Genomic DNA, 14859 nt, shown 5'->3' with positions numbered 1-14859 from the left:
AAGGGCTGTTCAGTCCGACTGGGTGGCCGGGCCCGCGCCGCTGCCGGTGCCGTCGTCGTCGGCCGCGCGCAGGGCGGCCTCGGCGGTGCGGCTGCGGGCGATCGCGTCCCGCCGGGCGCGGCAGTACCAGAGACCGATCAGGCCGAGCAGACCGCCGGAGAGGCAGATCCAGGGCCAGGTGCCGTGCCCGTGGTCGGAGAGGGTGCCCTGGAAGGGGAGCAGGGCCAGGAAGGCGACGAACCACAGCACCGTGCCGCCGCCGACGATGGCGACGTCGTTGGCCTCCAGCGGAGGGGGCGAGGGGTGCAGCGGCGTCTTGGGCATGGGGCCTAGCGTACGGTGCGGTGGGGGCCGGGCGGGTCCCCTGGGTGCGCTCCGGGACGCCCTGCGGGCTCTACGCGCGAAGATAGCGCGTGTGCGATCCGGAAACCATACTTAATGGTCTACGCCCGGCCACCGTCGCCCCGGGCGGTCCCCCTCTCCTCAGCTCCCCCACAGAGGACGCCCCGCCATGCCCGTGGTCCAGCCGACCACCGAGTCGCCCGAACCCGCCGACGCCGCACCGCAGCCCCCTGCGGGTGCCCTGGACCGCTACTTCCGGATCAGCGAGCGCGGCTCCACCCTGCCGCGCGAGGTCCGCGGCGGTGTCGCCACCTTCTTCACCATGGCGTACATCCTGGTGCTGAACCCGATCATCCTGGCCAGCGCCACGGACATGACCGGGGCTCACCTGGACAGCGCCCAGCTGGTCACCGCCACCGCCCTCACCGCGGGTCTCACCACCCTGCTGATGGGCGTGGTCGGCAACGTGCCGATCGGCCTGGCGGCCGGCCTCGGCGTCAACACCATCGTGGCGCTGCAGCTCGCGCCCAAGATGACCTGGCCGGACGCCATGGGCATGGTGGTGCTGGCCGGCTTCGCGATCATGCTGCTGGTCGCCACCGGTCTGCGCGAGCGGGTCATGAGCGCCGTCCCGCTCGGCCTGCGCAAGGCCATCGCGATCGGTATCGGCCTGTTCATCAGCCTGGTCGGCCTGGTCGACTCCGGCTTCGTCAGCCGCGTCCCGGACGCCGCCCACACCACCGTCCCGGTGCAGCTCGGCGGCAACGGCCACCTGCTCGGCTGGCCGGTGCTGGTCTTCGTGTTCGGCCTGCTGCTCACCCTGATCCTGGTCATCCGCAAGGTGCCCGGCGCGATCCTGATCAGCATCGCCGGCTCCACCGTGCTCGCGGTGGTGATCGACAAGCTGGTCGACATCCCGGCGCTCACGTGGGGCCTCACCGTCCCGACCTGGCCCGGCAACCCGGTGGCCGCCCCGGACTTCGGCCTGGTCGGCAAGGTCAGCCTGTTCGGCGGCTTCGAGAAGGTCGGCGTGCTGACCGGCGTGCTGTTCGTCTTCACCGTGCTGATGTCCTGCTTCTTCGACGCGATGGGCACCATCCTCGGTGTCGCCGACGAGGCCCACCTGCTGGACCGGAACGGCGACCTGCCGGGCATCAACAGGGTCCTGATGGTCGACGGCATCGCCACCGCGGCCGGCGGCGCCACCTCCGCCTCCGCCAACACCTGCTTCGTCGAGTCCACCGCCGGCGTCGGCGAGGGCGCCCGGACCGGCTTCGCCTCGATCGTCACCGGTCTGCTCTTCATGGTGGCGCTCTTCCTCACCCCGCTGGCCACCATGGTCCCGGCCCAGGCCGCCACCCCGGCGCTGGTCACGGTCGGCTTCCTGATCCTGGCGAACTCCGTCAAGGAGATCGACTGGGCCGACTACACCATCGCGATCCCGGCCTTCCTGACCATGGTGATGATGCCGTTCACCTACTCGATCACCAACGGCATCGGCCTCGGCTTCATCGCCTTCTGCGTCCTGCGCCTGGCCGCCGGCCGCGGCCGCAGCGTGCCGGCCCCGCTCTACGCGGTGGCGGCGGTGTTCGCCTTCTACTACCTGATGCCCGCGCTCGGTCTGCTCTGAGGCCCTGCGGCCGCGCAACGGCCCCGGCTCCACCGCGGCCCCGCCCTCCCTTCCCGGAGGGCGGGGCCGCGCCGTTCCCGCGCCCGGTCAGTGGACGCAGAACTCGTTGTCCTCGGGGTCCCGCATGACGGTCCACTCGCCGCCGGGCTCCTTGACGTCGCGCAGCACGGTGGCGCCGAGGGCGACGAGGCGGGTGACGGCGGCCGCGCGTTCGCCGGGGCCGGGGTGGACGTCCAGGTGGAGGCGGTTCTTGCCCTGCTCGGCCTCCGGGACGGCCTGGAAGAGGATGCGGCGTCCGAGGCCGGTGTCCGAGGCCGGGTCGTACGGGTCCTCGGGGTGGCGGACGGCGGCGAGGGTGCGCCAGGCGGGCCGGCCGTCCAGCTCGGTGAGGGCGTCGGGGGTGATCGCGCCGGCGTCGAGCAGGTGGGTGATCAGGGTGCCGTGGTCCTCGACTGTGTACTCGAGGGCGGCGCCCCAGAAGGCGGCCTGGCGGTGCGGGTCGGCGCAGTCGATGACGAGTTTCCAGTGCAGCGGCATGTAACCGTTTATATCGGTTACCTGGGGGCGGGGCAATCATCGACGGTCGGAAGGTGTCGCGGAAGGTGTCAAAAAGGCGACCGTGTAGGGCAGTTGACGGTGGGCATACTGCCTGGACGGAGACGGGGAGGGGACTCGACCGATGGTGCAACAGGATCCGCCCGGGGGAGTCGAGGCGCGGCTGCTGCCGGATCTGTTCTGGCGGGCGGACAAGGCCTCGCTGGACGGACAGCGCGAGACGCTGCGCTGGCACCGCGGACTGATCGCGATGCTGGTGATCGCCGCGCTGATCGGGTCGCTGCCGGGCCCGGACCACAAGGGCGACAGCGATATCAAGCCACTGTTCTCGGTGGCCGCCTTCCTGGTGGCCGGCTACTTCTGGTCCCGGCTGCGCCGCAGCAACCCGCAGGGGCGTTGGTACGAGGCGCGGGCGGCGGCCGAGTCGGTCAAGACGCTGGCCTGGAAGTACAGCGTCCGGGCCCGGCCGTTCGACGGCGAGGCCGAGTCGGCGGACGCCGACCGCGGCTACCTGCTCCAGGTCGAGGACGTGCTGCGGGCCTTCGAGGACCCGGAGATCGTGCCGCCCGGCACCGTCCCCGAGATCACCGAGGAGATGAGGCGCGCCCGGGCCGACAGCCTGACCGCCCGACGCACCCTCTACCTGCGCACCCGGGTCGAGGGCCAGCGCACCTGGTACCGCTCGCGGGCCGACTCCTGCGAGTCCCAGGCGGTCTCCTGGGGGCTCGGCATCGCGACGCTGATCATCATCGGCGCGGCGGCGGCGATCGCCCAGGCCACCGGCGCCCTGGAGGTGCACATCTTCGGCGCCAGCTCGGCCGCGGCCGCCGCGATCATCGCCTGGACGCAGCTCAAGCAGCTGCGCCCGCTGGCCGCCGCCTACCAACTGGCCGCGCGCGAGCTGGAGAACGTCGGCAACCAGCTCTCCGACCTCGACCTCAAGGGGCCGGGCGCCGAGGCGCGCTGGGCGCGGCTGGCCGCCGAGGCGGAGGACGCGGTCTCCCGGGAGCACACCACCTGGCGGGCCCGCCGGGCGTTCCCACGCTAAGGCGTGTCTCGTGGGTCCTCGTCCGCTCCGGGAGGGGCGCGCCAGACCAACTCCGGGAAGAGGCTGGGGAGATCCGGCGAAGCACGGGCCACGCCGGGGCCACACGTGTGCGGGGTGCGTGAGGGTAGGGCGTCGAGGCGCGGAACGTAACCATTACGTGTCCATGCCCTGGTTTCATCGCCTCCGCGCACCCGAAGTCCTGCCCGGAGGCCCCCCCTTGCGCATTCTCCTGATCGCGACCGCGTTCAACAGCCTGACCCAGCGCGTCCACACCGAGCTGCGCGAGCGCGGCCACCAGGTCGCCGTCCAACTCGCGCTCGGCGACGACCAGATGCGGGCCGCGGTGGCCGACGTCGACCCCGAGCTGATCATCTGCCCGATGCTCACCAAGGCCGTCCCGGCGGACATCTGGTCCACCCGGACGGTCCTGATCGTGCACCCGGGCCCCAAGGGCGACCGCGGCCCCTCCTCGCTCGACTGGGCGATCACCGAGGGCGCGCGGCGCTGGGGCGTCACCGTGCTGCAGGCCGTCGAGGAGATGGACGCGGGCGACATCTGGGCGTCCGTCGACTTCGCCGTCCCCGACTGCGGCAAGAGCGAGCTGTACCGGGGCGAGGTCGCCGACGCCGCCGTCGAGGCCGTCCTGCTGGCCGTCCAGCGCTACGAGGGCGGGCTGTACACCCCCGAGCCGCTGGACTACGCCCGCCCGGACGTGCGCGGCGAGCTGCGGCCGCCGCTGCGCCAGGAGGCCCGCCGGATCGACTGGGAGCAGGACGACACCGCCACCGTGCTGCGCAAGCTGCGCGCCGCCGACTCCCAGCCCGGCGTGCTGGACGAGTTGTACGGACGGGAGTTCTTCCTGCACGGCGGACACCCCGAGGACGACCTGCGCGGCCCGCGGCCCGGTGCCGTCATCGCCACCCGGGACGGCGCGATCTGTCGGGCCACCGTGGACGGCGCGGTCTGGATCCCGCAGCTGCGCCCGCGCCGCACCCCCGGCGGGCCGGCCACCTTCAAGCTGCCGGCCGCGACGGTGCTCGCCGACGAGCTGCACCGGGTCCGCGAGGTGCCGGTGAGCCCGGCCGAGGCCGCCCGCCGGGACACCTGGTCGGAGCTGCGCTACCGCGAGGACGGCGACGTCGGCTACCTCGAATTCGCCTACGCCGGCGGGGCGATGAGCACCGAGCAGTGCCGCCGGCTGCTCGCCGCCTACCGGATGGCCGCCGACCGGCCCACCTCGGTGCTGGTGCTCGGCGCGCCCCGGGACTTCTACTCCAACGGGATCCACCTCAACGTCATCGAGGGCGCGGCCTTCCCGGCGCTGGAATCCTGGGAGAACATCAACGCGATGGACGACCTGGTCGAGGCGATCCTGGCCACGAGCGACAAGCTGACCGTCGCCGCGCTGGCCGGGAACGCGGCGGCAGGCGGCCTGATGCTGGCGCTCGCCGCCGACGAGGTGTGGTGCCGGGAGTCGGCGGTGCTCAACCCGCACTACCGGCTGATGGGCCTGTACGGCTCCGAGTACTGGACGTACACCCTGCCGGCCCGGGTCGGCGCGGAGCGGGCCGAGCGGCTCACCACGGAGGCGCTGCCGGTCGGGGCCGAACACGCCCGCCGGATCGGCCTGGTGGACCGTACGGCCGGCGGGGACGCGGCCGACTTCCGCCGCTGGGTGGCCCGCGAGGCCGCCCGGCTGGCCGCCTCGCCGGAGTTCACCGGGCGGCTGGTGGACAAGAAGCGCCGCCGCGCCGAGGACGAGGAGGCGAAGCCGCTGGCCGAGTACCGGGCGGAGGAACTGCGCCGGATGCACGCCAACTTCTACCGGGCGGGCGAGTCGTACCACGGGCTGCGGCGGGACTTCGTGCGCAAGGTCTGCCCGGTGGCCACGCCGGGGCACCTGACCGGGCCGCTCGGACGGCCGGAGTAGCCGGAGCCGCGGGCGATCGAGGAACGAACGACGTCCGGCCGGGGTGGGGGACCCGGCCGGACGTCCGTTTTCCGCCGCGCGCGTTCAGCGCCGGGCGCCCGCCCTGCCCATCGACCGTCGCTGCTGCGGCGGGACGCGGGGCGTCCGCGTCGGCAGCGGCGCTGCCGGGCCGGCCAGCAGTGGCTGCGAGGAGGTCTTGCTCGGCGAGACGGCGAAGGCCAGCGCGCCGAAGAAGATGTAGCAGCCGAGCCCGACCCCGAGCGGGAAGATGAACTGCAGCGCCATCACGCCGTCCTGGGTGGAGTGCGAGAAGTCCAGCCGGACCGACAGCGCCGCCATCCCGGTGTAGTGCATCGCGCAGACCGCCACGCCCATCACCGGTGCCGCCGCCAGCACGGCGAGGGTGCCCCGGATGTTCAGCGCGGCCCAGAGCGCGGCCGTCGCCGCGAACACCGCGATGCCGATCGACAGTTCCACGGTGAGGTGGTCGTAGCCGAGGTGGCCGGGCAGCACCATCGCGGCCATGCCCAGGTAGTGCATCGCGGCGACGCCGAGCCCGGTGGTCAACCCGCCGATCAGCAGCGACAGGACGGGACGGCTGCGCCAGTACCCGACGGTGAACAGCCCGACGCCGACCACCGCGACGGCGACCAGCAGACTGAGCACGGTCAGCCCCGGCTGGTAGGTGATCTCGACGCCGCTGACCGAGAAGCCGAGCATCGCGATGAAGTGCATGGACCAGATGCCGGCGCCGAGCGTGGTCGAGGCGAACAGCAGCCAGACGACCCGGCTGCGGCCATTCGAGATGAGCGCCCAGCGGGCACTGCGCAGGGCGACGAAGGCGCCGAGGCAGGCGACGAAGTACGAGACCGCCGGTGTCACCCAGCCGTGGTCGGCATGATGGATCTCACCCAAGAGAGCTCCCTGGACGGATGCGGGAATGCGGGGATGCGGGCGCCAGGGCTCGGGCGGAGGCGGGGGACCGGGTACGGGGGAACGGTGGAACACGCGCGGAGACGGGCGCGGAGGGGGCTCCGCCAAGGGGAGACCTGGCGGTGTGGTGCCCCTGACAACGGGGAGAGTAGCCACTGCCCGGTGGTCGCACAAGGTTCGCGTTTTTCGTGAAGTCGCAGGTCAGCATGGACCTTTACGCGGTCTGCAAGATCTTGGCACCAAGCCCTGACACCGCCTGCGCACGGCCCCCAGGCGCGTTCGCCGGCCCTAGGGCGTGTCTGTCGATTCCCGCCGGGCGCGCGACGCCGGGGCACGCACCTCGCTGCGTTGTCGTCAGTCGCCGATGCTCCGCATGGACTCCCTCCTCCGCCTTGCGATGCACGCACCCCAACGCCGCGCGCTGATCCGACGCGAATCGTCAGACACGCCCTACTGCTCCAGCGGGGCTAGCCCGAACGGGTGGCCCGCCGGGTCGATCAGCACCCTGAGTGTGCGGCCGTGCTGGTAGCTGGGTTCGGTCGCGCCGAGTGCGAGGGCCTTGGCGGTCGCCTCGTCCAGGTCGTCGACGTAGAAGTCGAGGTGGAAGTGCTTGCTGCCGTCCGGCTCGGTCCACGGCGCCGGCCGGTAGTCCGTCACCCGTCCGAAGCCCAGCGGGCTGCCGCCCTCCGGGTTGTCCAGGATCGCGAAGTGCTCGTCCACGTGCCGGGTCTCCCAGCCCAGCAGCTCGCCGTAGAACGAGGCCAGCGCGACCGGGTCGGCGCAGTCGATGGTGACCATGGCGAGCCGGGCGAAGCCGGTGTCGTCCTGCCCGGACTGCCCGGGCTGCCCGGACGTTGCGGACTGCTCGTACGGCGCGGGCGGCGCATACGGCACGTACGGCCCGGACTGCTCGGCGGCGAGATCGGACATGGCTGGTCGGCCCTTCCTGGAGTCGGGAGCGGTGACCCCATGACCAATATGGCACCGGGTCGATCTTCCGGCGCGGCGGGAACCCGTTTTTCCTTAGCGAGAGTAATGACGTAAGCTAAAGAGATGCCCGAGATGTCCGAGCAGGACCTCGCAGCGATCTCTCAGCTGCGGTCGTCCACGATGCGCCTCTCCCGACGACTCAAACACCAGCGGGTGGAGGAGTCGTTGAGTCCCACCGAGATGGGAGTGCTGGGCACCCTCGCCCGGTGCGGGAAGGCGACGCCGGGTGAGCTCGCCCGGAAGGAGCACGTGCAGCCTCCTTCGATGACCAGGATCGTCGCGATGCTGGAGGAGAAGGGCCTGGTGCGGCGCGAGCCGCACCCCGAGGACCGCCGCCAGGTGGTCGTCAGCAGCACCGAGCAGGCCGAGGCGATCCTCGCGGAGAGCCGTCGGCGCCGAAACGTCTGGCTCGCCGAGCTCGCCCAAGGGCTCGACGAGGAGGAGTGGGCCGTCCTCCGGGAGGCCGCGCCCGTGCTCTACAAGCTCGCACACCTCTAGGCACACCGAACCCGGCGGCAACCGGGAGAACAAGGAGTCAGCATCACCGCAGGACCGACCACCGACACCAGGAGCGCGACGGCCACCGCCAAGGCCGTCGCGCCACGAGGGGAGACCACCGTGACACCGCCGGCCGCAGCCAGCGCCGCCGCCATCCGTACCGACGACCCGACCACTGACCCCGCCGCGGACCGTGCCGCGGCCGCCGACGCCCAGGCCCCCGCCCCCAGCGGACTGCCCGGCAGCGGCGACGACGACCCCGACGAACGCACCGCGGCGGACTCCGCCGCTCAGGGCCGCAGCGACGCGTCCCGCCCGTCGCCCGCCACCACCCTTCCCGCGACGATCCCCCAGCCTCCGGCCGGGGGGACCCCCATCGCTCGGCCCCTCCCATCTCCCACAGGAGCCCGTTTCACGAGGCCCGGGGGGATGTTCTCCTCCCTGCGCGTTCGCAACTACCGCTACTACTTCGCCGGCCAGGTGGTGTCCAACACCGGCACCTGGATGCAGCGGATCGCCCAGGACTGGCTGGTGCTGAGCCTCACCGGCAGCCCGCTCGCGGTCGGCATCACCACCGCCATGCAGTTCCTGCCGATGCTGCTGCTCGGCCTGTTCGGCGGCGTACTCGCCGACCGGATGCCCAAGCGCCGGCTGCTGATCCACACCCAGGGCGCGATGGGCCTGCTCGCCGCGGGTCTGGCCGTGCTGACCGTCGGCGGCGTGGTGACGCCGTACTACGTGTACGCCTTCGCGCTGCTGCTCGGCCTGGTCACCGTGGTGGACAACCCGACCCGACAGGCCTTCGTCGCCGAGATGGTCGGGCCCGAGGACCTCGCCAACGCGGTCAGCCTGAACGCCGCCAACTTCCAGACCGCCCGCCTGGTCGGCCCCGCCGTCGCGGGTCTGCTGATCGCCGCGGTCGGCAGTGGCTGGGCCTTCGCCGTCAACGCGCTGTCCTTCGCCGCCGTGATCGGCGGGCTGCTCGCGATGCGGGAGAGCGAACTGCGCCCGACCGAGCCGATCGCCCGCGAGAAGGGCCAGCTGCGCGAGGGCCTGCGGTACGTGAAGGAGCGGCCCGAGCTGCTCTGGCCGATGGTGCTGGCCGGATTCATCGGCACCTTCGGCTTCAACTTCCCGACGCTGCTCTCCGGTTTCGCGTACGACACCTTCAAGGTGGGCGCCGGGCAGTACGGCCTGCTGAACACCGCGATGGCGATCGGCTCGCTGGCCGGTGCGCTGCTCGCCGCCCGTCGGGGCGCGCCCCGGCTGCGTCGGCTGGTCGGCGCGGCGCTGGCTTTCGGCACGCTGGAGGTGGTCGCGGCCTTCGCGCCCGACTACTGGACCTTCGCGCTGTTGCTGATGCTGATCGGGGTGTTCGGGCTGAGCTTCAACACCTCGGTCAACTCCTCGCTGCAGCTGGCCACCGACCCCGAGATGCGCGGTCGGGTGATGGGCCTGCTGGTGCTGGTCTTCACCGGCGGTACGCCGATCGGCGCCCCGATCGTCGGCTGGGTCACCGCCTCGTACGGGCCCCGGCTCGGCCTGCTGGCCTGCGGCGTGGTGTCCGCGCTGGCGGCCGCCGCGGTCGGCCTGGTGCTGGCCCGCAGCGCGGACCTGCGGGTGCGCTTCGACCTGCACCCGGGCCGTGGGGGCCGGGTGGTGGCCGTCGTGCCGCGGACCGTTCCGGCGCGCAAGGCCGATCTGGCCACTGCCTGCTGATCGATCGCCATGAACCCCCGGAGTCCCGACTCCGGGGGTTCCCGACGTCGCGTCAGAGGCGGATGGCCAGCACCTGGCCCGGCCAGACGCCGGTCGGCTGCTCGACCTCGAAGCTCTCGGTCTCGGTGAAGCCGAGCGCCCGGTACTGGGCGACCAGCTTGCGGTCCGCGCCGCCGTAGCAGTCCACCCGCAGCAGGCCGATGCCGCGCCGACGGGTCTCCTCGATCGCGTCGGCGATCAGCGCCGCGCCGATGCCCGAGCCCTTGCGGCTGCGGTCGGTGACCAGGTTGCGGACGTACAGCTCGCGCTCGTCCACGGCGGGGATCCACCGGCCGCGGTCCTCGGAGAGCACGCAGCAGCCGACCGTGCGGCCGTCGTCGTTCACGGCGAGGCGGATCAGGAAGGGCTCGGCGGCGTACGAGGAGACCTGGTCGACCCGGGCCTGGTTGGTGCTGAACGGCTGGTCGCCCCACTGGCCGGTGCGGTCCTGGCCGGCCAGCCAGGACACGGCGTCGTCGAGCAGGGACAGGATGTCGGGGACGTCCGCGGGCCCCCCGTTGCGGATCTTCATGGATAAACGTTCTACTCCAAACGGCCGATCGAGGGAAGATTGGCCCATGAGGCTGTTCGTGGCGGTCATCCCGCCGGTCGCGGCACTGCAAGGGCTCGCCGACGCGGTCGCGCCGGCGCGCGGGCTGCCCGGGGCGGACCGGCTGCGCTGGACCACCGTCGAGGGCTGGCACCTCACCCTGGCCTTCCTCGGCCAGGTGCCGGCCGAGCGGCTGCCGGAGCTGGAGACGGGCCTGGCCGCCGTCGCCGAGGTGCACCCGGTGCACCGGCTGCGGATCGCGGGCTCCGGCCGGTTCGGAGACCGGGTGCTCTGGGCCGGGGTGGAGGGGCAGACCTGGGCGCTGCGCCGGCTCGCGGAGGCGGTCTCCGAGGCCACCGCCGAGGTCACCGGGGACACCGACGACTTCGCGTTCCACCCGCACGTCACCCTGGCCCGGGCCGGCTCCCACCGCGGCCACCGGCGGGCCGTCCAGCGGGTCGCCGCGGCCGAGCTGGACGCGCTGGCGGCGGCACTGGCGCAGTACCGGGGACCGGAGTGGGAGGCCGCCGAGCTGCACCTGATGAAGAGCGACCTGGACGGCGGCTTCGCCCACTACGAGTCGCTGCGCTCCTGGGCGCTGGCCGACTGGAGCTGAGGCCTCGGGTCGGCTCGGGTGTGAGCCGGAGGTACGCTCGTTGACCGTGGATCCCAAGACTCGTATGCGCATCGTCTCCGGCACCCTGGTGCTGCTGTTGGTCGTCGTGCTGATCAGCTCGCTGGTCAACCGGTAGACCGGACAAACGCGAAGGGCCACCGCCCGCAGGCGGTGGCCCTCAGCCGTGTCCTCGGGGACGCAGGGGTCAGAGCTGCTCGACCACGTAGTCGATGCACTGGGTGAGCGCCTCGACGTCCGCCGGGTCGATCGCCGGGAACATCGCGATGCGCAGCTGGTTGCGGCCCAGCTTGCGGTAGGGCTCGGTGTCCACGATGCCGTTGGCACGCAGTGCCTTGGCGACCGCGGCGGCGTCCACCGACTCGTCGAAGTCGATGGTGCCGACCACCTGGGAGCGCTCGGCCGGGTTCGCCACGAACGGGTTGGCGAAGGAGGACTTCTCGGCCCAGGCGTACAGCCGGGACGAGGAATCAGCCGTACGGGCGACCGCCCAGTCCAGCCCGCCGTTGCCGTTCAGCCACTCCAGCTGGTCGGCCAGCAGGAACAGGGTGGCGATCGACGGGGTGTTGTACGTCTGGTCCTTCGACGAGTTGTCGATGGCCGTCGGCAGCGAGAAGAACGGCGGGATGTAGCGGCCGGAACCGGCGATCTCGGCGGCGCGCTCCAGGGCGGCCGGGGAGAAGGTGGCCAGCCACAGGCCGCCCTCGGAGGCGAAGGACTTCTGCGGGGCGAAGTAGTAGACGTCGGTCTCGGTGATGTCGACCGGCAGGCCGCCGGCGCCCGAGGTGGCGTCCACCAGCACGAGCGAGCCCTCGTCCGCGCCCACCGGGCGCTTGATCGGCATCGCGACGCCGGTCGAGGTCTCGTTGTGGGTGAGGCCGTAGACGTCCACGCCGGCCTCGGCGACCGGCAGCGGGTGGGTGCCCGGGGCGGTCTTGATCACGGTCGGCTCGGCCAGCCACGGGGCGGCCTTGACCGAGGAGGCGAACTTCGAGGAGAACTCGCCGAAGTCCAGGTGCTGGGACTTCTCCCGCACCAGGCCGAAGGCGGCGATGTCCCAGAAGGCGGTGGAACCGCCGTTGCCGAGCACGACCTGGTAGTCGTCCGGCAGTGAGAAGAGGCTGCTCACGCCCTCGCGTACGCGCTTGACCAGGTTCTTGACCGGGGCCTGGCGGTGCGAGGTGCCGAGCAGGGAGGTCTGGGTGGCGGCGAGGGCACTCAGGGCCTCGGGGCGCACCTTGGACGGTCCGCAGCCGAAACGGCCGTCTGCGGGCTTGATGTCAGCGGGGATCCGGATCTGAGCCACGCGCGCAGCCTACCGGCCGGGTGCTCGCCGGGGGTACGGTCGTCCGCCCGCTGAGACTGTGATCTTCGCTGCTCGGAGAAGCCGACAGCGGGCCCGGCCGAGGCCGGACCCGCTGGTCAGAGGCGGTGCGGAGCCCGAGGCTCAGCGCGCTCAGTGGGCGATGGCGTCCCAGCCCTCGACCTCCTCGGGGCGGCGCGGGCCGGGGCCCACGTAGCGCGCGGAGGGGCGCACGAGGCGACCGGTGCGCTTCTGCTCCAGGATGTGCGCCGACCAGCCCGCCGTGCGCGCGCAGGTGAACATCGACGTGAACATGTGCGCCGGCACCTCGGCGAAGTCCAGCATGATGGCGGCCCAGAACTCGACGTTGGTGGCCAGCACGCGGTCGGGGCGGCGGTTGTGCAGCTCCTCCAGCGCGGCCTTCTCCAGCGCCTCGGCGACCTCGAAGCGCGGCGCGCCGAGCTCCTTGGCGGTGCGGCGCAGCACGCGGGCGCGCGGGTCCTCGGCGCGGTAGACGCGGTGGCCGAAGCCCATCAGGCGCTCGCCCTTGTCCAGCGCGTTCTTGACCCACTTGACGGCGTCGCCGGTGCGCTCGATCTCCTCGATCATGCCGAGCACGCGGGAGGGCGCGCCGCCGTGCAGCGGGCCGGACATCGCGCCGACCGCGCCGGAGAGCGCGGCCGCGACGTCGGCACCGGTGGAGGCGATGACCCGGGCGGTGAAGGTGGAGGCGTTCATGCCGTGCTCGGCGGCCGAGGTCCAATAGGCGTCGACGGCCTTGACGTGCTTCGGGTCCGGCTCGCCGCGCCAGCGGATCATGAACCGCTCGACGACCGTCTCGGCCTTGTCGATCTCGCTCTGCGGGACCATCGGCAGGCCCTGGCCGCGGGCGGACTGGGCGACGTAGGACAGTGCCATCACGGCGGCGCGGGCCAGGTCGTCGCGGGCCTGCTCGGCGGAGATGTCGAGCAGCGGCTTGAGGCCCCAGACCGGGGCGAGCATGGCGAGCGCGGACTGGACGTCGACCCGGATGTCGCCGGAGTGCACCGGGATCGGGAAGGGCTCGGCGGCCGGGAGGCCGGGGTTGAACTTGCCGTCGACCAGCAGGCCCCACACGTGGCCGAAGGAGACGTGGCCGACCAGGTCGTCGATGTCGACACCGCGGTACCGCAGGGCGCCGCCTTCACGGTCGGGTTCGGCGATCTCACTCTCGAATGCGACGACTCCCTCAAGCCCGGGTACGAAGTCGGACATACGACGGCTCCTTCAGTTCTGCGATCGGTGCTCCGCCGTGGTGGGGCGGCGCGCCAGTGACCGAATCGTGGTTGGCACTCGGTGCCAGAGTGACAGGCACGGGGTGCATTGCGCCATACACCACCATGGTGATGTTTCCTGCGGGCCCGCTTGACTTGCCGCCGAGGGTCGGTCGTGCTCGGGGGAGACCCGGAACCAAACGCCCGGTTCCGGACGATTCCCCGCACGGCGGACGGCCAAGCGGTGGCGAGTCACCATATCTCCGGCCGAGGTTTGTTCGGAGGTAGCGGTGTCGGCGGCTTGTCGTACGGGATGATGTTGGCGTGCAGACCCCGGAACGCGCCCAGTCGACGCCCCTGAGCCCCGCCAACCGGACCCTGGCCGACGAGCCCCGCCCCGGTCCGGACCTCACCGTGATGCGCAAGCACTACACCCACGAGGGCCTGACCGAGGAGCAGCTCGCGCCCGAGCCGATCGGCCAGTTCACCCGCTGGTTCCACGAGGCGGACGACGCCGGGGTGATCGAGCCCAACGCCATGGTGCTCTCCACCGCCGACGCCGAGGGGCGGCCCAGCTCGCGCACCGTCCTGCTCAAGGGCTACGACGCGCGCGGCTTCGTCTTCTACACCAACTACGGGTCCCGGAAGGGCTCGGAGCTCGCCGAGAACCCGTACGCCGCGCTGCTCTTCCCGTGGATCGCGCTGGCCCGCCAGGTGATCGTCCAGGGCCGGGTCGAGAAGGTCGGCCGGGACGAGACCGCCGCCTACTTCCGCACCCGCCCGCACGGCTCCCAGCTCGGCGCCTGGGCCAGCGAGCAGTCCAGCCCGGTCGGCGGGCGCGACGTCCTGGAACAGCGCTACGCCGAACTGGAGCGCCGCTACCCCGAGGGCGAGGGCGTCCCCGTCCCGCCGTTCTGGGGCGGTTACCGGGTGGTCCCGGACGGCGTCGAGTTCTGGCAGGGGCGCGAGAACCGCCTGCACGACCGCCTCCGTTACCTCGCCGACCCGTCCCGCTCGACCGGGTGGCGGGTGGAGCGGCTCTGTCCGTGACGGTATCGGCCATCCGGCTACTTCCCGTGCCGCGATGACGCGCAACTGACGAGCCGTCAGGTAGAATTCTCCCGCGCGGACCAGGGGCGGGTTTCGCCGACCGGCAACCCGCTGTGCCGGCATGATCGAGTGAGGGACTAGGGACTGATGGGCGTCACCGGTGTCGACACCACCGCTGGACTCGGCTCCGACCTGGTCGACGTCGCCGCCCTGCCGCTCGACGAACTCGATTCCCTGCCCGATACCGTGCTCGGCGACCTGCTGCGCCGGGTCGTGGCGGACGCCCTGACGCCCGGCGCGGAGCCGCTCGCCGCCTTCCAGTCGGCACTCGAACGCTAGGGCCTGCGCCAGGGTCCGACCCCGCTCCGCAGTGTCCGGCCGCTGA

15 protein-coding genes are annotated in these 14859 nt (G+C 72.2%); 8 read left to right on the top strand and 7 right to left on the bottom strand.

The genetic code is table 11. The features are described from left to right. Positions 1-9: 9 nt before the first annotated feature. The gene (locus ACH4E7_RS22165; RefSeq protein WP_396250736.1) at positions 10-324 is read right to left on the bottom strand and encodes a DUF2530 domain-containing protein; all 315 of its coding nucleotides are present in this window, start codon (positions 322-324) and stop codon (positions 10-12) included. Positions 325-511: 187 nt separating this feature from the next. On the opposite strand from ACH4E7_RS22165, the gene ACH4E7_RS22160 reads away from it, so the two are divergent. Next, complete coding sequence (locus tag ACH4E7_RS22160; RefSeq protein WP_396250735.1) at positions 512-1972, top strand: NCS2 family permease; 1461 nt, start codon at positions 512-514, stop codon at positions 1970-1972. Between the two features lie 87 nt (positions 1973-2059). On the opposite strand, the gene ACH4E7_RS22155 is transcribed toward ACH4E7_RS22160, so the two are convergent. Further along, complete coding sequence (locus tag ACH4E7_RS22155; protein ID WP_396250734.1) at positions 2060-2509, bottom strand: VOC family protein; 450 nt, start codon at positions 2507-2509, stop codon at positions 2060-2062. A gap of 142 nt (positions 2510-2651) precedes the next feature. Here ACH4E7_RS22155 and ACH4E7_RS22150 point away from each other — a divergent pair, with 142 nt between their 5' ends. Both ACH4E7_RS22150 and ACH4E7_RS22145 read left to right on the top strand, forming a co-directional pair. After that, positions 2652-3575, top strand: a complete 924-nt coding sequence (locus tag ACH4E7_RS22150) for a DUF4231 domain-containing protein (protein ID WP_396250733.1) — start codon at positions 2652-2654, stop codon at positions 3573-3575. Positions 3576-3792: 217 nt separating this feature from the next. After that, positions 3793-5505 (top strand): hydrogenase maturation protein, encoded by a 1713-nt coding sequence (locus tag ACH4E7_RS22145; RefSeq protein ID WP_396250732.1) that lies wholly within the window; start codon positions 3793-3795, stop codon positions 5503-5505. 84 nt (positions 5506-5589) lie between these two features. On the opposite strand, the gene ACH4E7_RS22140 is transcribed toward ACH4E7_RS22145, so the two are convergent. Both ACH4E7_RS22140 and ACH4E7_RS22135 read right to left on the bottom strand, forming a co-directional pair. Then, complete coding sequence (locus ACH4E7_RS22140; protein WP_396250731.1) at positions 5590-6420, bottom strand: MHYT domain-containing protein; 831 nt, start codon at positions 6418-6420, stop codon at positions 5590-5592. 468 nt (positions 6421-6888) lie between these two features. Beyond that, entirely contained in the window at positions 6889-7368 is a 480-nt protein-coding gene (locus ACH4E7_RS22135) for a VOC family protein (RefSeq protein WP_396250730.1), read from the bottom strand. A gap of 123 nt (positions 7369-7491) precedes the next feature. Here ACH4E7_RS22135 and ACH4E7_RS22130 point away from each other — a divergent pair, with 123 nt between their 5' ends. Both ACH4E7_RS22130 and ACH4E7_RS22125 read left to right on the top strand, forming a co-directional pair. Then, positions 7492-7926, top strand: a complete 435-nt coding sequence (locus ACH4E7_RS22130) for a MarR family winged helix-turn-helix transcriptional regulator (RefSeq protein ID WP_045692358.1) — start codon at positions 7492-7494, stop codon at positions 7924-7926. 42 nt (positions 7927-7968) lie between these two features. Continuing rightward, complete coding sequence (locus ACH4E7_RS22125) at positions 7969-9645, top strand: MFS transporter (RefSeq protein WP_396250831.1); 1677 nt, start codon at positions 7969-7971, stop codon at positions 9643-9645. Between the two features lie 52 nt (positions 9646-9697). Here ACH4E7_RS22125 and ACH4E7_RS22120 read toward each other — a convergent pair whose 3' ends face one another. Continuing rightward, positions 9698-10216, bottom strand: coding sequence for a GNAT family N-acetyltransferase (locus tag ACH4E7_RS22120; RefSeq protein WP_396250729.1), 519 nt, complete (start codon positions 10214-10216; stop codon positions 9698-9700). 46 nt (positions 10217-10262) lie between these two features. Here ACH4E7_RS22120 and thpR point away from each other — a divergent pair, with 46 nt between their 5' ends. Then, positions 10263-10850: an RNA 2',3'-cyclic phosphodiesterase gene (thpR, locus tag ACH4E7_RS22115; RefSeq protein WP_396250728.1), complete on the top strand. Its 588-nt coding sequence runs from the start codon at positions 10263-10265 to the stop codon at positions 10848-10850. 205 nt (positions 10851-11055) lie between these two features. On the opposite strand, the gene serC is transcribed toward thpR, so the two are convergent. Next, on the bottom strand, positions 11056-12174 hold the full coding sequence (gene serC / locus ACH4E7_RS22110) for a phosphoserine transaminase (RefSeq protein ID WP_396250727.1): 1119 nt from the start codon (positions 12172-12174) through the stop codon (positions 11056-11058). Positions 12175-12324: 150 nt separating this feature from the next. Further along, positions 12325-13425: a citrate synthase 2 gene (locus ACH4E7_RS22105; RefSeq protein ID WP_396250726.1), complete on the bottom strand. Its 1101-nt coding sequence runs from the start codon at positions 13423-13425 to the stop codon at positions 12325-12327. Positions 13426-13841: 416 nt separating this feature from the next. Between ACH4E7_RS22105 and pdxH the strand changes: the two genes are divergently transcribed. After that, complete coding sequence (gene pdxH, locus ACH4E7_RS22100) at positions 13842-14474, top strand: pyridoxamine 5'-phosphate oxidase (RefSeq protein WP_396250830.1); 633 nt, start codon at positions 13842-13844, stop codon at positions 14472-14474. A gap of 147 nt (positions 14475-14621) precedes the next feature. After that, positions 14622-14813: an FxSxx-COOH cyclophane-containing RiPP peptide gene (gene fxsA, locus ACH4E7_RS22095; RefSeq protein WP_396250725.1), complete on the top strand. Its 192-nt coding sequence runs from the start codon at positions 14622-14624 to the stop codon at positions 14811-14813. The last annotated feature ends 46 nt before the right edge of the window (positions 14814-14859 follow it).

Origin of the sequence: Kitasatospora sp. NPDC018058 (assembly GCF_044327205.1) — a bacterium.
In the GTDB taxonomy this organism is placed as follows: domain Bacteria; phylum Actinomycetota; class Actinomycetes; order Streptomycetales; family Streptomycetaceae; genus Kitasatospora.
Note: the sequence above shows the minus strand (reverse complement) of the source record. Positions and strands in the feature narration are given on the sequence as shown.